The 21,513-nt window shown below is 71.2% G+C and carries 15 protein-coding genes; 8 read left to right on the forward strand and 7 right to left on the reverse strand.

Going from position 1 to position 21,513, the window contains the following annotated elements; genetic code table 11:
• Positions 1 to 149: 149 nt before the first annotated feature.
• The gene (locus ACSRUE_RS46085; protein WP_441289106.1) at positions 150 to 1,307 is read right to left on the reverse strand and encodes a zinc-dependent alcohol dehydrogenase; all 1,158 of its coding nucleotides are present in this window, start codon (positions 1,305 to 1,307) and stop codon (positions 150 to 152) included.
• A gap of 323 nt (positions 1,308 to 1,630) precedes the next feature.
• Here ACSRUE_RS46085 and ACSRUE_RS46090 point away from each other — a divergent pair, with 323 nt between their 5' ends.
• The 7 genes from ACSRUE_RS46090 (at position 1,631) to ACSRUE_RS46120 (ending at position 11,721) form a co-directional block, all read left to right on the forward strand.
• Positions 1,631 to 2,518: a DUF58 domain-containing protein gene (locus ACSRUE_RS46090; protein ID WP_437743979.1), complete on the forward strand. Its 888-nt coding sequence runs from the start codon at positions 1,631 to 1,633 to the stop codon at positions 2,516 to 2,518.
• 1 nt (position 2,519) lies between these two features.
• A complete protein-coding gene (locus ACSRUE_RS46095; protein WP_441289107.1) occupies positions 2,520 to 4,586 on the forward strand; it encodes a vWA domain-containing protein in 2,067 nt (688 codons plus the stop codon).
• 260 nt (positions 4,587 to 4,846) lie between these two features.
• Entirely contained in the window at positions 4,847 to 6,055 is a 1,209-nt protein-coding gene (locus tag ACSRUE_RS46100) for a hypothetical protein (protein WP_437761840.1), read from the forward strand.
• A 21-nt stretch (positions 6,056 to 6,076) separates the two neighbouring features.
• Positions 6,077 to 8,467: a DUF2169 domain-containing protein gene (locus tag ACSRUE_RS46105; RefSeq protein WP_441289108.1), complete on the forward strand. Its 2,391-nt coding sequence runs from the start codon at positions 6,077 to 6,079 to the stop codon at positions 8,465 to 8,467.
• Positions 8,464 to 10,209, forward strand: a complete 1,746-nt coding sequence (locus ACSRUE_RS46110; protein WP_441289109.1) for a pentapeptide repeat-containing protein — start codon at positions 8,464 to 8,466, stop codon at positions 10,207 to 10,209. The genes ACSRUE_RS46105 and ACSRUE_RS46110 overlap by 4 nt, the downstream gene beginning before the upstream one ends.
• The gene (locus ACSRUE_RS46115) at positions 10,206 to 10,763 is read left to right on the forward strand and encodes a DUF3540 domain-containing protein (protein WP_441289110.1); all 558 of its coding nucleotides are present in this window, start codon (positions 10,206 to 10,208) and stop codon (positions 10,761 to 10,763) included. The genes ACSRUE_RS46110 and ACSRUE_RS46115 overlap by 4 nt, the downstream gene beginning before the upstream one ends.
• Before the next feature lie 7 nt (positions 10,764 to 10,770).
• Positions 10,771 to 11,721 (forward strand): S41 family peptidase, encoded by a 951-nt coding sequence (locus tag ACSRUE_RS46120; protein ID WP_441289111.1) that lies wholly within the window; start codon positions 10,771 to 10,773, stop codon positions 11,719 to 11,721.
• Positions 11,722 to 11,739: 18 nt separating this feature from the next.
• On the opposite strand, the gene ACSRUE_RS46125 is transcribed toward ACSRUE_RS46120, so the two are convergent.
• Positions 11,740 to 14,658 carry a hypothetical protein gene (locus ACSRUE_RS46125; protein WP_441289112.1) on the reverse strand — a complete coding sequence of 973 codons (2,919 nt, stop codon included), beginning with the start codon at positions 14,656 to 14,658 and terminating at the stop codon, positions 11,740 to 11,742.
• Positions 14,659 to 14,979: 321 nt separating this feature from the next.
• Complete coding sequence (locus tag ACSRUE_RS46130) at positions 14,980 to 15,495, reverse strand: hypothetical protein (protein WP_441289113.1); 516 nt, start codon at positions 15,493 to 15,495, stop codon at positions 14,980 to 14,982.
• Positions 15,496 to 15,853: 358 nt separating this feature from the next.
• Between ACSRUE_RS46130 and ACSRUE_RS46135 the strand changes: the two genes are divergently transcribed.
• Entirely contained in the window at positions 15,854 to 17,581 is a 1,728-nt protein-coding gene (locus ACSRUE_RS46135) for an FG-GAP repeat domain-containing protein (RefSeq protein ID WP_441289114.1), read from the forward strand.
• An 8-nt stretch (positions 17,582 to 17,589) separates the two neighbouring features.
• On the opposite strand, the gene ACSRUE_RS46140 is transcribed toward ACSRUE_RS46135, so the two are convergent.
• The 4 genes from ACSRUE_RS46140 to ACSRUE_RS46155 all read right to left on the reverse strand — a co-directional run bounded on the left by ACSRUE_RS46140 (position 17,590) and on the right by ACSRUE_RS46155 (position 21,513).
• A complete protein-coding gene (locus ACSRUE_RS46140; RefSeq protein ID WP_441289115.1) occupies positions 17,590 to 18,189 on the reverse strand; it encodes a Uma2 family endonuclease in 600 nt (199 codons plus the stop codon).
• A 124-nt stretch (positions 18,190 to 18,313) separates the two neighbouring features.
• The gene (locus tag ACSRUE_RS46145) at positions 18,314 to 18,862 is read right to left on the reverse strand and encodes a hypothetical protein (RefSeq protein ID WP_441289116.1); all 549 of its coding nucleotides are present in this window, start codon (positions 18,860 to 18,862) and stop codon (positions 18,314 to 18,316) included.
• Between the two features lies 1 nt (position 18,863).
• On the reverse strand, positions 18,864 to 20,237 hold the full coding sequence (locus tag ACSRUE_RS46150; protein WP_441289117.1) for an AAA family ATPase: 1,374 nt from the start codon (positions 20,235 to 20,237) through the stop codon (positions 18,864 to 18,866).
• A gap of 127 nt (positions 20,238 to 20,364) precedes the next feature.
• A complete protein-coding gene (locus ACSRUE_RS46155) occupies positions 20,365 to 21,513 on the reverse strand; it encodes a serine/threonine-protein kinase (protein ID WP_441289118.1) in 1,149 nt (382 codons plus the stop codon).

Genomic DNA, 21,513 nt, shown 5'->3' on the forward strand with positions numbered 1-21,513 from the left:
GCCCGCGGAGCCCGAGCGCGTGGCCGCTCCCGAGCGCCGGATGTAGAGAAAATTTGAACAGGGAGGCGGGGAGACGGGGAGCTTGGTGGGATTTTACTCCCCGCCTCCCGGCCTCCCTGTGAATTTCCCGAAAAATTCGAGGGGATGCTTCAGGGCCTGAGGACGACCTTCACGCAGTCGTCGAGCTTCTTGTTGAAGATCTCGTAGCCTTTCGGGGCGCGCGAGAGCGGCAGGCGGTGGGTGATGATGTCGTCCGCCCGGAGGTGGCCATCCTCGATGTGCTTGAGGATCCGGTCGATGTAGTTGTGCGCCGGCGCCTGGCCGGCGCGGAGCTTCAGGCCCTTGTCGAAGAGCTGGCCCAGCGGGAAGTTGTCATAGGACACGCCGTAGACCCCCACGATCGGCACGACCCCGCCCCGGCGCACGGCGCTCATGGCGAGCCGGAGGGCCGATATCGTCCCGACCTGGCCGTGAAGGGCGCTGGAGGCCTTCTCGAGGAGGCCGCGGTGCGCCTCCATCCCGACCGCGTCGACGCACACGTCCGCGCCGCGCCCGCCCGTCATCGCGCGGATCGCCTCGACGGCGTCGACCTTGTCGACGTGGACGGTCTCGGCCTTGGCGATCTCGCGGGCCGTCTTCAGGCGGTACTCTTCCCGATCGACGCCGATGACGCGCGCCGCGCCGCGGAGCCAGGCGCACTTCATGGTCGCGAGGCCGACAGGCCCGCATCCGAACACGGCGACCGTCTCTCCCCCCTTGAGCTCGGCCCACTCGATCGCCGTCCAGCCGGTGGGGAGGATGTCGGTCGTGAAGAGGACCTGCTCGTCGGTGAGGCGCTCGGGCACCCTCCGTGGACCGAAGTCGGCGTAAGGGACGCGCACGTACTCGGCCTGACCTCCGCTGTAACCGCCGTAGAGGTCCGTGTACCCGAAGAGGGCGCCGCCCTTGCCCTCGAGCGTGCCGCCCTCGGGGCCGTAGTGCCTGGGGTTGGAGCTCTCGCAATGGACGGGGAGCTCCGCCTGGCAGAAGAAGCAACGCCCGCACGCGATGGGGAACGGGACGACGACCCTGTCGCCCTTCCGCAGCTTCGTGACCTGCGGGCCGATCTCCTCGACGACGCCCATGAACTCATGGCCGAGCACCATGGGCTTCGCCTGGGGGAAGAAGCCGTTGTAGATGTGCAGATCCGAGCCGCAGATCGCGGTCGCGGTGACGCGCACGATGACGTCGGTGGGCTCTTCGAGCCGGGGATCCGGGACGTCCTCGACCCGGACGTCCGAAGGTTTGTGGAAAACCAGGGCCTTCACGGTGCCTCCTTTCGGGTGACACATCGGTACGGGGCGCTCGGCGGCTCCACCGGCCGAGCCGGCGCACGGACAGCGGAACCACAGCGCTGGCTCGCATAAAGCGAGCCACGGAGCAGCGGCGCGCCTGCAGAAGGCGGGAGCTGCGGGCCACGGCGAGCGCGAGCGGGGTGCTCTGCCCCACCGTGGCGGTCTGTCGCGATGCCGCGGAGCGACGCGGAACGACGACGGGCCGGGCGCGGCCGGCGCCCCTGCCGAGCGCGGGCCGCCGCTCCTCCGCGACCCGCTGGCACCTCCGCCCGCGCCGATGTCTACTCCTCTCTCCGATGCTCCCCTCGTCCCCCGAGCCGCTCCTCGGCGCGAGCTTCGTCCGCGAGCTCGAGGTGCTCCAGCGGCGGCTCGAGATCCGCGCCCGCTCCGGCGGCGCGGGCGAGCACCTCGCGCGGCGCCGCGGCGGCTCGGCCGAGTTCAAGGAGCACCGGGCGTACGCGCCCGGCGACGACATGCGGCGGATCGACTGGGCCGCGTACGCCCGCACCGGGGAGCCGGTGCTCAAGCTGTTCCGCGCCGAGGAGGACGTCATCGCCCGCATCGTGTGCGACGCCTCGGCGTCCCTCGACTTCGGGGAGCCCACGAAGCTCGACGCGGCCCGCCGGCTCGCGGCCGCGATCGGGTACATGTCGCTCGCCCGCTCCGAGCGCGCGCAGCTCTTCGTGGCGGGCGACGGCATCGCCCGCGAGCACGCGCCGGTGCGCGGGCGCGCGGGGCTCGCCGCGCTGCTCCGCGCCCTCGACGGCGTGAGGGCCTCCGGCGGGACGCACCTCGCGCGCGCCATCGACGCCGTCGTGCGGCAGAGCGCGCGGCCAGGCCTCCTCTGCGTCGTCTCCGACTTCTTCGACCCCGGCCCGGTCACCGCCGCGCTCGGGCGCGCGGCGCAGGCCGGCCACGACGTCGCGGCCCTCCAGGTCGTCGCCGCCGACGAGCTCGAGCCGAGCTTCGAGGGCGACCTGACGCTCGAGGACGCCGAGACGGGCGCGCTCGTCGACGTGACCCTGGACGCCGCGGCCCTCGCCGCCTACGCGGCCCGCTTCGCCGGCCTGTGCGAGGCGCTGCGCGCCTTCGCCCGCCGCCACGGGGCGACGTACGTGCGCGCGCGGAGCGACGAGCCGCTCGAGGGCGCTGTACGCCGCTTCGTCGCGAGGGGCGTCGACTGACGTGGCCGCCCCGCTCGCACAGGCCTCCGCGGGCGCCCCGCTCGCGCTGCTCTCGCCCGGCGGCCTGTGGCTGCTCGCGCTGCTCGGCCCGCTCGTCCTGCTCTACATCCTCAAGATCAAGCGGAGCCGCCGACGCGTCCCCTCGACGTGGCTCTGGGCCGCCGCGCAGCGCGATCTCATGGCGCGCGCGCCCTTCAGGAAGCTCATCGCCCAGCTGCCGCTCGTCCTGCAGGCGCTCGCGCTCGCCCTCCTCGCCCTCGCCCTCGCCCGCCCCGCCTCGCGCGGGCGCGAGCTCACCGGCGATCACGTGGCGATCATCCTCGACACGAGCGCCTCGATGTCCGCGGCCGCTCGAGGGCCGGCCGGCGAGGCGACCACGCGCGTCGAGCTCGCGAAGCAGCTCGCCAGGGACCTCCTCTCCGGCCTCGCCCCGGGCAGCGACGCGCTGATCGTCGAGGCGGGGCGCGACGCGCGCCTCGTCGCTGCGCTCGATCGCGATCTCGTCCGGCTCAAGGCGGCGATCGACCCCATCGCGGCGCGCGACGTCGAGGGCAACCTCGAGGCCGCGGTGGCGCTCGGGATCGACCGGCTCCGCCAGCTCGGCGGCTCCCGCCGGGTCGTCGCGATCACCGACGGCAACCTCGCCCGCCCCGCCTCGCTGCGCGGCGTGTCGCTGCCGGTGGAGGTCATCACGGTCGGTGATCCGGTCGACAACGCCGCCATCGTCCGCGTCGACGTGCGCTCCGGGAGCGCGGTGGTTGGCACGAGCGGCGCGAGCGGCGCGGACGGCGAGCGAGCGGAGCAGCGCGAGGAGGTGCAGGCCTTCCTCGTTGTCGCGAACTTCGGGGCGCAGCCGCGCGACGTGTACGTGACGATGCGGCAGGACAACGCCTCGGACGTGCTCGGCTCGCGGCGCGTGCTGGTCAAGCCGGGCGAGCGCCTCCCGGTCGTGCTCACGTTCCGCCCGTCGCCCGGCGACTACCGCAAGGGGCTCGTCTTCGAGCTCTCGCCGCGCGACGCGATGCCGCTCGACGACGTCGCCTACGGCCGCGTGCCGGCCGGCGACAAGCTCCCGGTGTTCCTCGCGTCGGCCGGCATGGGCCCGGGCGGCGACGCCCAGGGCGCGCAGCCGGGAGCGCCCTCCGGCGGCTCCGTCTGGCTCGAGCGGGCGCTCGCGTCCGATCCGATGACCTCGGTGACCTCGGGCGCGCTCGCGGATCTGCTCGGGAAGCCCGGGCTCGACCCCGACACGTTCGTGGTGATCGACGGCGCGTGCCCGCCCGATCCTCCGGGGGGCGATCTGCTGATCGTGAACCCGCCACCCGGGCGCTGCGCCGGCACGCTCGTCGGGCAGACGCTCGATCGCCCCACGCTCACCTCGTGGGACACGGCGGATCCGCGGCTGCGCTTCCTGACGCTGGACGGCGTGAACCTGCGCGCGGCCTCGTCCCTCACGCCGGAGGCGGCGACGCAGGAGCTGATCCGCGCCCAGGAGGGCACGATCGCGACCGACATCTCCACCGCCTCGCGGACCGGCACGCTGCTCGGCTTCGACGTGGGCGAGAGCGACTGGCCGCTGAAGGCGTCGTTCGTGCTGTTCGTGCGCAACCTGCTCGAGCAGGCGCGCGCCCACCGCGCCCACGGCATCACAGGCCCCGCGCGCACCGGCGAGCCGCTGCGCGTGAGCGTCCCCGCGACCGCGCGGGACCTCCAGGCCATCGGCCCTGCGGGCGAGCGGCTCGAGGTCGCGCAGCGCGCCGGCGTCGCGGTGGTCGCGGAGACGCCCCGCGCCGGCTTCTACCGCCTCGCCTGGCAGGGACCGCAGGCCGGGTCCGTCGTCGTTCCGGCGAACCTCACGAGCGTCGCCGAGAGCGACCTCACGCCGAGGCCGCTCCTCGCGGAGGGCGGCGGCGAGGTCGCCGTCTCCAGCGCGGCGGGACAGCCGGACGCCCACGTCGAGTGGACCTGGCTGCTCGCGCTCGCGGCGCTCGCCTTCGTGGTCTTCGACGTCTGGTATTTCACGCGCGCGCCGCGGAGCGTCCGAGGCCACGGCAGCCCTGCCGCCTGAGCGACACTGCGGGAAGTCCGGCTGGGAAGCGAACCGCCATGGCGCCGAGGGCGCCATGAAACCAGGGGAACCGGAGGGGGAATGCGGGGACGGCCCTTCCGATCTCCTCTTGGTGGCCTTGCCGTCATGGCGGCTTTTCTGCTGATCCGGGGCAACTTCCCTCACCCGTGTGAAGACCCAATAGGTGTGACGGCGCCCGGCTCTCCGGGAGTCCGCGCACGCCCTTGACAAGCGATGTCCCGCTGGCTCTGCTAGCGCACATGGGCACGAAAGAGGGCGAAGGCGTCGGCGGCAAGTACATCCTCATCGAGGTGCCGAATTTCAACAACGCGGCGAGCGAGGCCGAGGCGATGTCGTCGTATCTGCGCCTCGGCGCGGTGAAGGACCCGACCATCGCCGCGAGCCCGGGCGCGCCGCGCGCCTCCGGCGAGGACCTCGCGGCGCTCGTCACGTCGTTCGTGGACGACGACCGCGTGCGTGACGGCTGCCCTCAGTTCACCCCGGTCGCGGAGCGACAGGCGGAGACGGCGAAGCTCCACACAAGGGGTGGCTGGCGAGACCACTCCGACGGAAACCGCATCACGACGACCCGCGGCGACAAGGTCGAGATCGTGCAGGGCAACTACCGCATGCTGGTTCGCGGCCGGCAGGACCACGACTCCGGCTGGGACGTCTCGGGCGGGCACGTCTCGGAGACGGGCATCACGTTCGAGGGCAGCAGCGAGATTCGCTGGGTGCAGAACTACGACGGTACGTGGCGCGTGATCGAGGAGAGCATCAAAGGCGACGTCTTCACGACGTACCACGGCGACACGCACGACGTCTATTCGGGCAACCTCAAGGAGAGCATCACCGGGAGCGCGGCGCCCGCGAAGGGCAAGGAGAACCCTCGCATCACGGATCGGACGTGGGCGCGGTCGATCGAGTCGTACACCGGCTCCTCGGCGCTGCCGGTGCCGTCGATCAAGGACGAGACCTGGGCCGACGTCATCGAGTCGACGACCACCGCCATGACCATGCGCGACACGACCGAGTGCGCCGGCGCGATCGAGAGCACGACGAAGGCCACGTCGATGGCGAGCACCACCACCGTCACCTCGATGACCGACACGACCACGGCGTCGTCGATGACGAGCACCACGGTGTGCCCGTCGATCAAGGACACGACCATCGGAAACACGGTGTCCACGATCATCGGGTCCGAGACGGAGATCGTGTCGGGCGATGTGGAGGAGCTGACGATCGGGAGCGAACAGTCGATCACGATCGGGACGGTGCTCGACATCACGCTCGCGCTGATGATGGACATCTGCATCGCCGGCAAGATCGAGGTCAACGTCGGCGCCGGCATCTCGGTCGATCTGGCCGCGACCTACGAGATCACGCCGAAGAAGATCCAGGCAGCGGCGCAGAGGCTCGCCACGGGCACGACCCACACCCAGGTGGGCGCGCAGCACAGCTTCCTCTGACGGCGCCCTCGGATCCGGCGCATGAAGATCAAGAACCTGACGCCCCTCGCCTCCGGCGTGAAGCCCTCGTCACGGCGCCCGCCGCGGCCGGAGGTCACGCTCATCGTGCGCGGCACGTTCGAGCTCGTGCACGGCGCCGCTGCCGCGCTGCCCGAGGGGGATCCGCTGCTCGTGCAGGAGCCCCTGTCGGCCGAGCGCCACCGGCCGGAGGACGACGCGCTCTCCGGTGACATCGTGTATCCCGGAGACTTCGCGGACTTCAAGCCGCTCGCCGATCTGCTGCTCCTCGGCACGTGCCACGCGCCCTCCGGCCGCCCCGTGGCGTCGTGCCCTGTCCGCTTCGCGGTCGGCGATTTCTCGAAGGTCCTGCAGGTCGTCGGTCCGCGGACCTGGGTGCCGGGCGTCCTCGGAGACTACCCATCGGACCCGGCCCGCTTCGTGAAGATGCCGGTCGCGTACACGCACGCGTTCGGCGGACCGCGCCACGCGGCGAACCCGGTGGGGAAGGGGCTGGACACCCCGGAGCTGCCAAACATCGAGTCTCCGGGCGAGCCGGTCAAGAGCCGCGGTGACCGCCCGGCGCCCGCCGGTTTTGGCCCGCTCTCGCCGCGCTGGCCCGAGCGCGCCCGGAAGCTCGGCTCCGCGTACGGCCCGGAGTGGCGGAAGGAGCGCGCTCCGTACCACGCAGAAGACTTCGACGTCGGCCATTTCAACGCGGCGCCCGGCGACCAGCAGGTCCCCTTTCTCCGCGGAGACGAGGCGCTGTCGTTCGCGAACCTCCACCCCGACCGTGTGCTCTTCGAGAGCGCGCTCCCGGGCCTGCGCGTGCGCGCCTTCCTGATGGACACCACCGGTCGCTTCCGCGAGGTGCCGATGGTCCTCGATACGCTGTTCGCCGACCTCGACGCCCTCCGCCTCTCGCTCGTGTGGCGCGGCGTCGATGCCGTGCCCGACGCCGAGCTCCGGGGCGTGCGCACGGTGCTGTTCGCGTCCGAGCCGATGGCGAGCCCCAGAGAGCCCGAGGCGCGGTACCGCGCGGCGCTCGAGGCGTTCGAGCGCGATCCGGTGAAGGAGAGCGTGCCAACCTCGTTCGGCGACCCGTGGGCCGCGGTCGATCCCGGTCCGGCGGCGCCGGAGAAGCCCGTGGACCCGCGGCTCGCCGCGCAGCTCGACGAGACGCTCGCGACGTTGCCGTCCGGGTTGCGTGCGGCGATCGCCAGGGCGGTGACCGCCGGCGGCGCGCACACCGGGCGGCGCGGCCTCGATCTGCCCGCCAGGGTCGCCGCCGCGCTGGCAGACGCTCCTTCGCCCGCCGCGCCGCCGCCGGCCGAGGCGCCCTTGACGGATGCGAGGATACGGCCTGTGCTCGCAAGGCGCCTCGCGCAGCTCCGCGGGCTCGCGCTCGAGGCGCGGGCGTCCGGCGCGGCGGTCCCCGGGCTCGAGGCGCTGGAAGCGGCGCTGCGCGATCCCCGCCTGGGCGGCTTTCCCGAGGGGGATCCGGGGGCAGCGAAGGACGCGGACACGCCCTCGCGGGGGGGCGACTCCTCCGGGCGAGACTGGTCCGGCCGCGATCTGCGCGGCGCGAACCTCGAGGGCGCGCGCCTCGATGGAACGCTCCTCGCGCGCGCGGATCTCCGCGGCGCGCGCCTCGCGGGCGCGAGCCTGAGGCAAGCCGTGCTCGCCGAGGCGCAGCTCGGCGACGCGGATCTCTCCGGGGCCGACCTCGCGCAGGCGCAGCTCGCGCGCGCGCGGGCGAGGGGCGCGCGGCTCACGAGAGCGCGGCTCGACGGCGTCTTTGCCGAGGAGATCGATCTGGAAGGCGCCGATCTCGAGGGCGTCGTCGCAGAGCGGGCGCTCCTCCAGCGCGCGAGCCTGACGGGGGCGCGGCTCGCGGGAGCCGCGCTCACACAGTGTCTGTTCGAGGGCGCGCGGCTCGAAGAGTCGGCGTGGATCGGCGCGAGCCTGCTCCGGTGCATGCTGACGCAGATCGCCGGCGACCGCGCCGACTTCACCGACGCGAAGCTCGGGCGCTCGGGCTTCTCGGACGCGCGGCTGCGGCGCGCGCGGTTCACCGGCGCACAGGGCCCGGCCAGCGTGTGGGTGCGCGCGGATCTCACGGATGCAGACTTCAGGTATTCTTCCTTTCACGACGCGTGCTTCTCGGAGGTGGAGGCGGCGGGCGCGCGCTTCTCGGGCGCCGATCTGCGCAGAGCCCGCTTCGATCGCGCGCGCCTCGAACAGGCCAGCTTCGATCGCGCCAACCTGTTCGGCGTGGACCTGCGGAGAGCGACGCTCACGCGCGTGTCGTTCCGGCAAGCGAGCCTGTTCGAGGCGGTCCTCCTGGGCGCCGCGGGCTCGAGCGCCGATTTCGCCGGCGCGAACCTCACCCGGGCCCTCCTGGATCCATCATGACGCCCGAAGAGCTGATCCGTCGCATGCGCGAGACCGACGGCCTCGCCGGCAAGCGGGTGACCCGGTTCGACCTGCGCGGGCGCGATCTCACGGGCGCGCGCATGCCGCGCGCCCGGCTCGTCGACGTGCACCTCGGCGGCGCGGCGCTCTCGGGGGCGGATCTGGCCTCTTCGGAGTGGGTCCGGTGCGTCCTGCGCGACGCCGTGCTCGAAGGGTCGAACCTCGAGGGCGCGTCGTTCGCGGCGTGCGACCTGCGCGGGGCGCAGCTCCGCGGCGCGGTCCTGCGCGGCGCGAAGCTGGTGAGGGCGCCTGTCCGCGGCGCGGATCTCACCGGCGCGGACCTCGGGGGCGCGATGCTCATCAGCGCCGATCTGACGGGCGCGAAGCTCGACGGCGCGCGGCTCGATCAGGCGCGGCTCGACATGGCGAAGCTCGCCGGCGCGGCGCTCGGCGGCCGCACGATCGACGGGGCGTCCTTCCAGAAAGCGGACCTCACCGGCGCGGACCTGAGACATGCCCGCATCACGGGGGCGTCGATGTTCGGCGCGATCCTCCGCGGCGCCGATCTGTCGGGCGCGGCGCTCGAACGCGTGGTGCTGGTCCAGGCCGATCTGCGGGGCGCGCGCCTGCCGGCCCGCATGACGCGATGTGTGCTCGACGGCGCGCTCTTCGGCCCCGGCGAGGCCACGGGCGTGGCGGCGCCGGGGACCGACCTCGGCGCGGCGAAGCTCGCGGGCGCGGATCTCGCGGGCGCGGATCTCGCGGGCTCGTCGCTGCGCGGGGCGGATCTGCGGGGCGCCGACCTGCGCGGGGCCGATCTCACCGGGGCGGTCCTGGCGAGCTGTGATCTCACCGGCGCGGACCTGACCGGCGCCCGCCTCGAGCGCGCCTATCTGCAGGGCGCGGTGCTCGCCGGGCAGAGGCTCGCCGGCGCGGACCTGACGGGCGTCGTGCTGCTCGACGCCGATCTGTCGAACGCCGATCTGGAGGGCGCCCGCCTCGTCCGCGCGGTGCTGGACGGTGCCAGTCTGGCCGGAGCCAACCTCACGCGCGCGCTGCTCCAGCAGACGCTCCTGCGCGGAGCGTCCCTCGCGGGGGCGCGGCTCGAAAGAGCCATCTTCGATCGCACCGACTTCACCGGCACCGATCTCGCGAACGTGCCGCTCGCCGGCATGACCCTGCGCGCCTGTGGCTTCATCGAGGCGCAGCTCGCGGGCGCGGACCTTCACGGCGCCGATCTCTCGGGGAGCAACTTCACCGACGTGGATCTCGCGCAGGCCAACCTGGAAGGCGCGGATCTCCGGGGCGCGACGCTGCTGCGCGCGAAGCTCGGCGGGGCCCGCCTCGCGGGTGTGCGGGCCAAGCTGGCGTTCTTCGGGGAGGCCGAGCTCCGGGGAGCGCACCTCCAGCGCGCGGAGCTGCGGCGGTCCGTCCTCTCGCGCGCCTCGCTGGACGGGGCGGATCTGACAGGCGCGGACCTCGCCGACGCCGTGCTGGCCGAGGCGCACGCGGCCGGAGCGTCGTTCCGGGGAGCCCGCCTCGCCGGCGCGGATCTGTCGCATCTGGCCGCGGAAGGGGCCGACTTCTCGGACGCGGACCTCTCGGGCGCGAACCTGCACGCGCTGCGCGCGGAGAAGGCATCGTGGGGCGGCGCTCGCAGGACCGGCGCTCGCGGGACCGACGTCGATCGTTTGGAGGCCGAAGCGTGGCGCCCGCCGCCTCGGCAGGAGGACAGGACATGAGCCAGCGTGCCACAGCAGAGGTGATCACCCCCGATTTCCCTCGCGCAGAGACAGAAACGCTGGGCCCTGCAGAGGTGCTGTCGATCGAGGCCGGCGACGTGCTCGTGGTCCTGTCGAACGGCGCCGAGCGATACGCCACGATGGCGTTCGTCTCGCCGTACGAGCCGGCCGTCGGCGACGTGCTGCTCGTGATCGGCAAGCGCGACGATCTCTATGCGATCGGCGTGCTGCGCGGCTCCGGGCGCGCGGTGCTGCGGTTCTCCGGCGACGTCGATCTCGCGGCCGAGGGGGGCACGCTGCGGCTCTCGGCCGATCGAGGCGTGGAGATCCGGAGCCCCGAGGTGACGGTGCACGCCTCCCGCGTCACGACCTGGGCAGAGACCCTGATCCAGCGGGCCACGAACCTGTACCAGCGCGTCGCGTCGATGCTCGAGGTCGAGGCGAAAGAGGCGCGCACGGTGGTCGCGGGCAGCTCCGTGCTCCAGGCCAGGACAGCCACCATCGTGACCGACGAGACGACCACGGTGCAGGGCAAGCAGGTACACCTCGGGTGATCGCGCCATGTTGCCCGTAGCGAACCGAGGAGCAGGCCAGTTCATCGCCGCGCCCGACGTGTGCAGGACGCCGCCGGTCGGGGTGCCGATCCCGTACGTCAACGTCGCCTTCAACGCGATGGCGACGGTCTTCGCGGCGAACGTGCTCACCTCGATGATGCCGTCGCTGACCGTGGGCTCGGTGATCCCGATGTCCATCGGCGACGAGCCCGGCGTGATGCACCCCACGATCAAGGGCGCGGCCGTCGTGACGGCGTCGTTCACCAACGTGTTCTTCAACTTCCTGCCTGCCGCGCACCTCGCGTCGCTGACGGCGGGCAACAACTTCAACGCGCCGCTCGGCCTCATCGCCGTGCCCAGCGCCACGAACGTGTTCACGATGCGCACGGGCATCGGCGAGTCGTTGCAGGGCGCGCTGGAGGTCGCGGTCGCGCTCGCGCCCGGGGCCGCCGGCGACGGGCTGTCCGGCGAGATCCTCGCGCCGGGCGTGGGCTGCGTGGCCCTCCCGCGGATCGCCATCGACGGCCCGGCGCTCCTCCACCGCGAGATCGGGCGGCTCCGCGCCCGCGGCATGGAGGTGCTGGTGCTGGACCTGCGCGGCAATCCGGGCGGCGACGTGAAGGCCGCGGTGGAGATCGCCGGCGGCTTCCTCCCCGAAGGCACGCTGCTGGCCACCGTCATCGACGAGGAGGGCGACGCGGCCGAGCACCGCGCGCGGCCGGGAGCGCCGTATACGATGCCCCTCGTCGTGTGGGTCGACCGCTTCACGGCCTCCGCGGCGGAGCTCCTCGCGGCGTGCTTGCAGGCGCACGGGCGCGCGGTCGTGGCGGGCGAGGCGACCTACGGAAAAGGCACGGCGGCGATGTGGGACGCGGGGTGCGCGGGGCGCGGGGCCCGCGTGAGGCTGCCGGACGGGCGGGAGATCTCGACCGGCGGCGTGTTGCCAGATACGGGGTGAGCGCACCGAGCAGGACGATCAGCGCCGCTTGCGCTTGGCCGCTGTCTTGCTCGGCCTGTTCGTCTGCTTCGTGATCGAGGTCCTCGTCGTGGTCGGCCGGGTGGGGGTGGATTGCCGCTGCGCCGTGCGTGACATCGTCGCGCTGTGGAGGCTCCCGACGCTGCTGTTGTCGAGCTTCTTCCTCTTGGAGGGCGGCGAGCGCTCGCCGGAGGCCTCTTTACCGCCGGCGTCGTCACCGCCGGCGTCGTCCTGATTGTCGGTGTCCTGGTTGCCGTCGTCGCCGTCCTCGTCGTCGTCGCTGCTGTCCTCGTCGTCGTCGTCGTCGTCGCTGCTGTCCTCGTCGTCGTCGTCGTCGTCGTCGCTGCTGTCCTCGTCGTCGCTGCTGTCCGGCTCGAAGTCGCTCGCGGCCTCCTGCTCGCTCTCGGGTTCGTCGCCGGCCTCGTCCAGGGTCTTCGCCAGGCCCGACGGCTCGAGGACGAGCGCGTCCATCATCTCGTCGGCCGCCTTCTGATCCGCGGGGTCGTCGCTGACCACGATGACCATCGCCCCATGGTCCGATAGCACCCGGCCCTGCGCGAGGGCGAAGTGCTCTCCCGTGGCCTCCCAGCCACCGCCGCTCCTGGAGTAAAGCTCGTCCTTTTCGACGAAGGCGGTCTTCGGCTTCTCGTTCCTTTTTCCGGGCAGCACGGTCATGAGCGCCGCTTTGCGGACCACGAAGCGCGAGCTGACCACGGCCTTGTCGGCCACCATCGTCCGCTTCCTGTCGAGGAAGGCGCCTTGCCGGTCCTCACCGGACGCGGCCTTCTCCTGAGCTGCAGCTTGCTCCTCCAGCCGGTCGGCTTCTGCGAGGAGCGCCGACGCTTCCGGACGATCCTTGCCCACTGCTGCTTCGCGGAGCCTCCGCGCGCGATCCCTGCCCTCTGCTGCGTCGCGGAGCCTCCGCGCGCGATCCCTCCTCGTCTCGGCGCGCGTCACCTGACGGGCCGATTTCTGCTTCTGGATGAACGCCTGTTCCCGGGCGCGGAGGCTCTGGTAGACCTGTTCCTTGGTGTCGGCGTTGAGCTCGAGGGTCTTCTTCTGAGCGTCGTCGAGCGATGCCTTCTTCTGCGATAGCGTGGTATCCAGCGCGGCCAGTCGCCGCTGGAGGGCCGCGATGTCCTTCTTCGCGTTCGCGCGGGTATCGTGGTTCTCCAGGCTCCTCAGGTCCTTCTCGATGCCCTTGAGCTTTTTCTTGAGCGTCGCCCTGGAGGGGGGCTTCTTCTCTGGCTCCTTGGCTCCGCGCTTGCGCTTGCCGGTGTTCGTGCTGGAGAGCTTCGTGACAGCATTCTTCGCGCCCTCGCTGGCGCGTCGGGCCTTGATCGTCTTGTACCTCCAGCGGGCGTTCTCCACATCGGTGTGGATCTTCTCGATCGTGTTCGTCTTCGATTCCGGATCGAGGTTGAGCATCCCGGGTGGGAGCGACTCGTCGAAGCGCTCCCCGCTGCTGGTCACGACGTCCTGGCCCGCCAGGTAGTGGTCCCCGAGGAAGACCCACATGTGCTCGTCGTCCTTCGATGCGTGCTTGTACGCGGGCTCGACTTGCGCGAACACCGGCCGGCGATCGTTCACGCCCGCGGCGGTGCTGAGCCCCCCTTTGCCCGGCTTGGTGTGCACGTTGACGAGCTTGAGCGGCTTCGCTGAAGGACGGTCCTTCCGCTTGATCGTGTACGCGATGAGGGGGCGCGACTTGCCGGAGGGCGTCTTCACGGTGTCGTCGTCCGTGGTCTGGACCGGCTCGCCGGCGACGACCTTGGGTCTCCCCTTCTCGCTGGCGCTGTGGGTCGGGATGTACTCCACGCCTTCGACCTGGAGCTTCGCCGTGCGCACGACGACGGGATATCGCTCCTTTTGCGCGTGCTTGTCCGAGCCGGTGTGGAGGCGCGGCCCGAGGTGGAGCTCGTACTCGCCGTCGATCCCTGCCTTCCTGGCCGCGTCCTCGAAGGCCTCCTGGAACGCCTCGCCGTTGTTGATCTCGTGGATCACGAGCCCATCGATCGCATGCCCCGCCTGCATCGCGCCGACGAGCATGTCCACCAGGTACTGGGCCTTGGCGTCCTTCTCGCCCTCGCCGCGTATCTCCTTGTCCTTGTTTCGCTTGCTGTAGTAACTGTCCTGCTCGGTCTCCGACGGAGCTTCGTCGAAGATCGCCTCGTCGAAGCCTTCCTCGTCGTCGATGTCGAGCAAGCCGGGGTTCTTGATGTCCTTCCGCGCGCCGAAATGGGACGCGTTCCACGTACCGAGCACGAGCCTGCCGATGCCCTTGTCCCCGTCGAGCGTCAATTGCCGTCTCACGGGCTGGCCGCGGCTATCCGCCGCATCGTCCTGCACGAGGTGATCGAAGATCGATCCATCGATGCTGCCCCGCGGCTGGCCGCGGCTCTCGTCCTCCTCGTCCTCCTCGTCCTCCTCGTCCCCCTCGCTCGCTCTGAGCCAGCCGCCGCCTCCGTTCCAGCCGCCGTCGAGGAGATCGTCCTCGTCACCCCGGCGATGGACGCTGGAGTCATCGTCGGAGAGGTACACAGGGGCGTCATCGTCGCCCTGCCTCTCGTCATGCCTCGACGTCGATACATCGGAGAAAGACTGCACGACGGTGGGCCGCCAATCTCCTGGCCGGCCCGGCTCCTGGATCAGGATGTCGATCCGGCCGCTCCGGTTCTCGATCCGGCGCTGGATGCGTTCCCGCGTGTCTTCGTCGACCACGATGACCGTGCCGTCCGTCAGTTGCATGCCCCGCAGCGTCTGTGGGCTGACCGCCATGGTCTCGCTGCCCTCCATGACCACGATCTCCACAGGGTCGCTCCCTTCGAGCGGCGTCGCGTCCGAGACCTCGTCGGTGATGGTGACGCGCCCGCCGGCAGAGGAGAGGGTGATGTGCCCCATGGCCGCAGGGTAGCTCATCTGCCCCGCGCGTTGCGGTTGCTTGTGCCCCGTGAGGGCCACGCGAACAGACGTCAGCGCGCCTTGTCGGTCATGCCGAGGGCCGTGCCAACCTCGTATGGACGAGGGAACGTCAGGCTGTCCAGGCGCTCGATGACCGTGCTCCATGGATCTTCGGGGGCGAGGTCGGGACCGGTGAACTGCCGTGGTCTTCGACGTCTGGTACTTCACGCGCGTGCCGAGGCCGCTGCAAGGCCGCGGCAGCCCTGCCGCCCAGCGCTGCGGCGGGTCAGCGGAAAGATCGCCAGGGCGCCAAGGCCGCGCCGCGAGGGGCCAGAGGCCCTACCCGGCCATCTCGGCGGATAGGGTCTTCGTCTCGATATCGACCCACAGCTGGAAGCCCCCGGCCTCGAGCTCCTTCGCGTAGAAGATCTTCGGGTAGAGCCGGCCGTTGAGCCTCATTCCTCGCTTGCAGCTCGCCACGATCGCCGCCCTGGTCGCGGCGAACAACGTGGCCACGTTGGTCTTCTTCGCCACCGGGCGGATCGTGACCTGCTCGAGATCCTGACCGCGCTGACGCGCACCGGCGAACTCGAGCAGATTTGCGGCCTCACGGTCGAAGAAGCCCCAGTCCTGCGCGCTGGCCGGCGCCCTCCGCGACGCCAGGTACACCAGCTGATAGCCGCCTTTCAGATACTCGTGAGCCGCGAGACGGCTCGCTTCGACGACGGAGAGCATCGCGCCGCCGTGCGCTCCCTCGAAGCGCTGGAGCACGAGGTGCGCGTTGTGGGTACGAGCGACGTCGGTGATCGTCTCGAAGAGCACCACCGTCGGAATGAATGCCTCTATCGTGGCCATGCGGCGCCTCCAGGGGTGAACGCGTCGTCACTCTCCGAGATCTACATGATACACCACCGGTGGCAACGAACCACACTCTGCCCTGGGCAACCACCCTCACGGCGATCCCGCGAGGCTCCCCTCGGGTGAGCTCTCGTATCCCCGGCTCGGAAGGTTCCTGGTAATCTCGATGAGCTTGGCTCCTGTCCTTTTCCACCGGCGGGCGTCGCCCGCGGGCGCATCCCCCGGAGGTCCCATGGTTACCCAGCGCCGCCCGTGCCGTTCCGGTCGCGCGTTCCCCACCGCGCCTCAACACCGGCCGCCTTTGCCGTGGGCCGCGCGCACCGGCCTGGGTGGGTGGCCTCTCGGCGGCGCGGCGTTGCTCCTCGCGCTGCTCGCGGCGGCCTGCGCCGGGGGCGAGCTCGGGGACGGCGCGAGCGGCGGCGGCGCGAGCAGCGGGGCGGGAGCGAGCGGCACGGGCGGCACGCGCAACCCGATCTGCGAGGTGGGCACGAGCGCCGGCGAGGTGCAGGCGCCCGAGCACCGGATGGTTTTGCCCGGGCAGACGAGCTGGTACGCATCGCCGGTGGTGATGGACCTCGACGGCGACGGTCAGAACGAGCTCATCGCCGCTTACTATTCGCTCTTCGTCTTCGACTCGAGCGGGAAGGAGATCGATCGCGCCGAGGCCGGGGAGGACCGGGTTTACGCGCCGCACGTGGTCGCCGACCTCGAGGGCGACGGCGCGATCGACATCGTTTATGGCAACGGTCATCAGGTCTTCGCATTCGAATGGAAGGACGGGCTCGCGCCGAAGGCCGGGTGGCCGGTGGACACCACCACGGCGGGCAACGCCCCCGAGGTGCGCGGGCTCGCCGCGGCGGATCTCGACGGCGACGGCACCATCGAGGTGGTGGCGACGACGACCCAGACCGCGACCACCGAGGACGGCGGCGCGCAGGTCTTCGTCTTCAGCGCGGATGGGTCGCTCTATCAACCCGCCGCCGCAGGCGCCGCCTTCGCGGCCTGGCCTCGGTACAACAACCAGAGCGGCCCGGGGAACGACGCCGATCGCAACGGCATGGGGCACTCCGGGTTCGGGTGTTATGGGCTCAACGTCGGCATCGGCGACATCGACGACGACCCGGAGCTCGAGATCCTGGCCACCTACGACAACCACCACATCCAGGCGTTCAACCACGACGGTGTGGCCATCGACGCCGCGCCGTATTTCAAGAACCGCGACGACGCGTTCGCCGACCAGCCGCTGACCTGGGGCCAGTTCATCCGGTGGGCGGACCCGAAGGTGGAGGGCGATCATTACCATCTCCATACCGGGACGTGGCCGCACCCGAGCTCCGCCGAGTGGCTGCAATGGACCGCGTCGCCGCCGAACGTGGTCGATCTCGACGGGGACGGGCGGAACGAGGTCGTCGGCGTACCGAACGTCGAGATGCACGAGCCCTACGAGACGCAGGCGTATGCGGTGATGGTGCTCGAGGGCGCGCACGGCGACGGCAGCCGATCGGCGATGCGCAAGCCCGGGTGGGAGACGCTCCCGCGCGGCGGGAGGCCGCTCGAAATCGACGGTTATTACCCGCCGAACGGCGTGCCCTCGCCGACGACGGTGAACCTCCAGGGGGACGCGCGGCCCGAGATCATCGTCCCGATGAACGACGGCTACCTCTATGCGTTCGGCCCCGACGCGTCGCTCCTGTGGCGATACAACTACATGCACGGCAAATCGATCATGTTCGCGACCGAGGCCACCGTGGCCGACCTGAACCAGGACGGATCACCCGAGGTCTTGCTGGCGACGTACGGCGCTCCCGACGAGCTCGACTCGGGCAACCTCGTGATCCTCGGCGCGAACGGCGCGGTCCTGCACGACGTGCCCCTGCCGAACCCCGGCAGCAACGGCAACGGCAACGGCGCGCCCGCCGCGCCGGCGGTGGGTGATCTCGACGGAGACGGCCAGCTCGAGGTCTTCGTGCAGACCTTCGAGCACGGGATGGATGTCTTCACGATCCCGGGATCGGCGGCCAATTGCATGCCCTGGCCCACCTCGCGAGGTGGCCCGCTGCGCACGGGTCAGCCCTCGCGGTGACCCGCGCCTCAGGGCGCGTCGCCCTCGTCCTCGTCGAGCCCTTCCCACCATTCGGCCAGGTCGATCTCGACGTCCTCGAACGGCGCCGCGCGCACCTTCTCGTCTCGTCCGTGCAGCCCCAGCTCGACCCACCGCCCGTTCTCGAGCTGGCTGACCAGCAACGTCCGCCGGACGGGATCCACGTACCAGAGGTGAGGCACGCCGATCTCGGCGTAGAAGCGGCGCTTCACGAGGTTGTCGTAGCCCGCCGTGCGCGGCGAGAGGATCTCGCAGCACCAGTCGGGAACGAGGGAGATGGGCTCCGCGGGCCGCGGCGGCGCGGGCATGCGCGCGCGGCGCCAGCCCGCGACGTCGGGCGATATCTCCGGCGCGCGCTCGATCTGGATGCCCGGCTCGGAGAGGATCCACCACCCTCCCGGACCGCCCCTGCCCCGCTGGTAGGGGTTCTTGAGGTCGGCCGTGATCAGGTCCTCGATGTTCGCGTGAACGAAGCGGGGACGCGGAAAGGCGTACAGCGTGCCGTCGATGATCTCGCCCCGCCAGCCGGGCGGCAGCTCGTCGAGATCGGCGAGCGTGGCGGACCGGACGAGCTTCTCGGCGAGGTTCATGCGCGACCTGCGCGAGCATACACCACCGCGCCCTCCGAGGCTGGAGCTCCCGAGCAGGCTCGGTGCCGCCGAGCGAACGCCGGCACACCTCCCGCGGGTCGATGCCGCCCCCTCGCGCGGCGCTCTATGCGTTTCGGCCGGGCGACGGCTCGTCCGCGGGCAGGCTCTGAAGCCAGGTGACCGCTTCGTCCCAGCGGAAGGCGCGCCTCGGCTCGGCTTCGCGAAGCCGCCGCCATTCCTCGCCGTCGTCGTGGGTGATGATGCGCGATGCGGCGTCGTCCTCGACGGCGAGGGCGATGAGCCAGTCCGTGGTCATCGGCATCTTTCCAGGGATGATCTTGAAATCGGCGATCAGCTCGCCGCCGAGGGTACGCTGCTTCGCTAGCTCCCAATCGCGGTCCGTCGGATACCGCTGGCACAAGCCGTCGGCCCATCGAGCTGCGGTCGGCTGATCGAGGTGGATGTCGACGACCCGGACCCGGTGCACCAGGAGAAAGTCGTCGAACGCCATCCCCGAGAACTGTTCGCCGCTCTCCACCCGCTGCTGCCGCCGTCTTTCCAGGTACACCTGCGCATGGACCAGGACCTCGACACCTTTGCTCCTCGCGAGACGGCAGAGGTCGCGAATGGCCCTCGGGCTGCGCGCTGCGTTCGTATCGATCCACAGCCGCACGTCAGGGATCCTTCGAGGAGCCGTCGCCGATGCCGAGCTGCGCCTCGAGATCCGCCTCCGTCCAGGCTTCCCAGCGGCCCTCCGGCCTGGAGCGCAAGAACCAGAGATACCCGCCGCCCTGCAAACCGAGCTTGTCTCGCATCTCCGCAGGGAGCTGAGTGTAACCGTCGGGCGTGACCCACTGCTCATCGGCGCCGCTCTCGCGCGCGTGGGCGCGGAGCCTGTCGAGCGAGCGCGAAGGCTGCCGCGTAACGAGCGTCTCCCCCTCGGGAGAGCGGCTGAACCGGAGCACCGCGGGGCCGTCGAAGACCTGGACGTGGCTCTCGAGGAAGATCTGGTCGACGATCCCGCGTTGCACCTGCTCGCGCAGGATGTCGCGGACGAGCTCCTGGTTCTCGGGATGCAAGCTCATCTCCGGCTCCTCGATGGCAACAAGGCCGGCACGGGACGTGAGCACGGCCGCGACGAGAGCGACCACCTGCTGCTCGCCCGAGCTGAGCTCGGAGAGCCGTAGGATCTGCTTGCCCCGGACCTCGAAGCGCAGATCGGTGACCTCCCCGCCCGCCACGGGCGCGCGGAGCACGGAGATCTCTCGATCCGACAGGGTCTTGAACCGATGGATGAGCTCCACGAAGACCCGCCAGCGCTCCGTCTCCTCCGGATCGAGCGACGTTGCCAGCGCCAGGAGGCGTTCGGCCGTGGTGGCGGACAGCGTGCTGCCCCCCTCGTCGCGCGCCCCCCCCTCGCCGATGGCCCGGAAGTCTCGACGACGAGCATCCAGCAGGAAGAACGGCTTGCTCCCGGGGCCGAGCGGCGCCTCCAGGGCGTTCTGCAGCGGGGAGATCTCATCGATTTGCAGAACGTCTCCCGTGCCATCCTTCAGTACGACACCGCCCGCGTTCTTGCCCGCTCGCGGCGCCTCCCAGAAGTTCGCGGGGGCGGAACGCCTCCTCTCCAGCCGCAGGAGGACGTCGTTGCCCGACGGGGTCAGCGTGACGCGGAGCGCGCCGAGGCGCGCATCATCGAAGTGAACCTCCACCCGCTGCGGGTCGCGAACACCGGGAGGCCAGCTCCGGTGGTTCATCCACAAGCCGAAGTGTTCGTCACGAACCCCCCACGACAGCTTGCACGCTGCATCCGGGCTCATCCCGCCAGCGCCAGCGACCGCACGCAAGCAGTACGAGGCGACCCGAAAAAACAGGTCGATCGCCGCGAGCGCATTGGATTTGCCGGCCCCGTTGGCCCCGTGAAACACGGGCATCTCGTCCGCCACGCCGTCGGACGTGAAGACGATCTCCGTGGGCTCTCGAAACGTCCGGAAATTTTCGATCACGAGCCGCGCGATGCGCAGCGACGGTGTAGCGCGAGCGTTCACCCGCCAGAGCAGAGCAACACGCGGGCCGCGAGGTCAAGCCATGCATCCGCCGGGCCCTGCTCCAGCCAGTCCGGCGCTCGCTCACCCCACCGCTGCGCCCGGACCGCTCAGCGGCTCGTGCCCGTCCTCAAGGGCAGGCCGTCTGCTCGCCGTGAGGCCGGCCCCGGTGCACCCGGTATACCCGGCGGCGCGACGACCACCGGCGGCTCGGCCGGCTCCGCTCCTCCACCCACCAGGATGCGCGCGGCGTCGCGCCATTGCCCGCAGGGACACAGGGCTCCTCGCAAGGAAGCCACTCCCCCGCGAGCGACACGCCGCGCGCGTCCTCCAGGACGCCCCGCGCCCTCAGCCACGCGGCGAGCGCCTCGCCGAGCTCGCGCATGCTCGACCAGCGCGAGGACGGCTCCTTCCGCAGCCCGCGCTCCACGATCGCCCAGAGATCCGCGTCGAGGCCGCACGTGTCGACGAGCGACGGCACCGCGTCCTGCAGCACCGCCCGCAGGCCGTCCAGCGCGTTCTTTGACGAGAACGGGGGCCGGCCCGACAGGAGCTCGTACAGCATCGCGCAGAGCGACCAGATATCGGCGCGGCGATCGATGTCAGGGACGGCGAGGACCTGCTCCGGCGGCATGTAGTCGGGGGTACCGAAGACCTCGAAGCTCGCCGACGCCTGGCTCGCCTCGCGCTCGGAGACGATCTTCGCGACGCCGAAATCGACGATCTTCGGCTGGAGCCGGCCGCCGCGGCGGCGCACCAGCATCACGTTGTCCGGCTTGAGATCGCGGTGGACGACCCCCTTCTCGTGCACCGCGTGCATCGCGCCCGCGACCGGCAGGAGCAGCGCGATCGCCCGCTCCGGCGTCATCGCCACCTCGCGCGAGAGCGCGCTCCTCAGCGACTCGCCCTCGATGAGCTCCATCACCAGGTAGGGGTCCCCCGCCGCGGTCTCGCCGAGGTCGAAGATCCGGACGACCTCCGCGTGGTTCAGCCGGCCGGCGGCGCGCGCCTCGCGGACGAAGTACTCCGCGAGCTCCGGCGACCGGAGCTCGGGCCGCATCAGCTTGATCGCGACCTCCGACCCGAGCGCCACGTGCGTCGCGCTCCAGACCGTGCCCATCGCCCCCTCGCCGATCCTGCGGACCAGCCGGTACTTGCCCGCGACGAGATCCCTCTCCTGGTGGTGCGCGCTGGGCGCGGGCTCGCCCAGGCCCTCGTCGAGATCCCATGCGCCGCCGTCCGTGCCGCTCCAGGTGTCCGTGGTCTCGATGCGCGACAT

The sequence above is a fragment of the Sorangium sp. KYC3313 genome (assembly GCF_052075895.1).
GTDB lineage: Bacteria > Myxococcota_A > Polyangia > Polyangiales > Polyangiaceae > Sorangium > Sorangium cellulosum_B.

What these genes read in the sequence shown, in the direction of transcription:
- ACSRUE_RS46105 (WP_441289108.1), top strand. Translation starts at nt 6,077, where the DNA reads ATGAAGATCAAGAACCTGACGCCCCTCGCCTCCGGCGTGAAGCCCTCG.
- ACSRUE_RS46110 (WP_441289109.1), top strand. Translation starts at nt 8,464, where the DNA reads ATGACGCCCGAAGAGCTGATCCGTCGCATGCGCGAGACCGACGGCCTC.
- ACSRUE_RS46090 (WP_437743979.1), top strand. Translation starts at nt 1,631, where the DNA reads ATGCTCCCCTCGTCCCCCGAGCCGCTCCTCGGCGCGAGCTTCGTCCGC.
- ACSRUE_RS46125 (WP_441289112.1), bottom strand. Translation starts at nt 14,658, where the DNA reads ATGAGCTACCCTGCGGCCATGGGGCACATCACCCTCTCCTCTGCCGGC.
- ACSRUE_RS46155 (WP_441289118.1), bottom strand. Translation starts at nt 21,513, where the DNA reads ATGTCGCGCATCGAGACCACGGACACCTGGAGCGGCACGGACGGCGGC.
- ACSRUE_RS46140 (WP_441289115.1), bottom strand. Translation starts at nt 18,189, where the DNA reads ATGAACCTCGCCGAGAAGCTCGTCCGGTCCGCCACGCTCGCCGATCTC.
- ACSRUE_RS46130 (WP_441289113.1), bottom strand. Translation starts at nt 15,495, where the DNA reads ATGGCCACGATAGAGGCATTCATTCCGACGGTGGTGCTCTTCGAGACG.
- ACSRUE_RS46120 (WP_441289111.1), top strand. Translation starts at nt 10,771, where the DNA reads ATGTTGCCCGTAGCGAACCGAGGAGCAGGCCAGTTCATCGCCGCGCCC.
- ACSRUE_RS46115 (WP_441289110.1), top strand. Translation starts at nt 10,206, where the DNA reads ATGAGCCAGCGTGCCACAGCAGAGGTGATCACCCCCGATTTCCCTCGC.
- ACSRUE_RS46100 (WP_437761840.1), top strand. Translation starts at nt 4,847, where the DNA reads ATGGGCACGAAAGAGGGCGAAGGCGTCGGCGGCAAGTACATCCTCATC.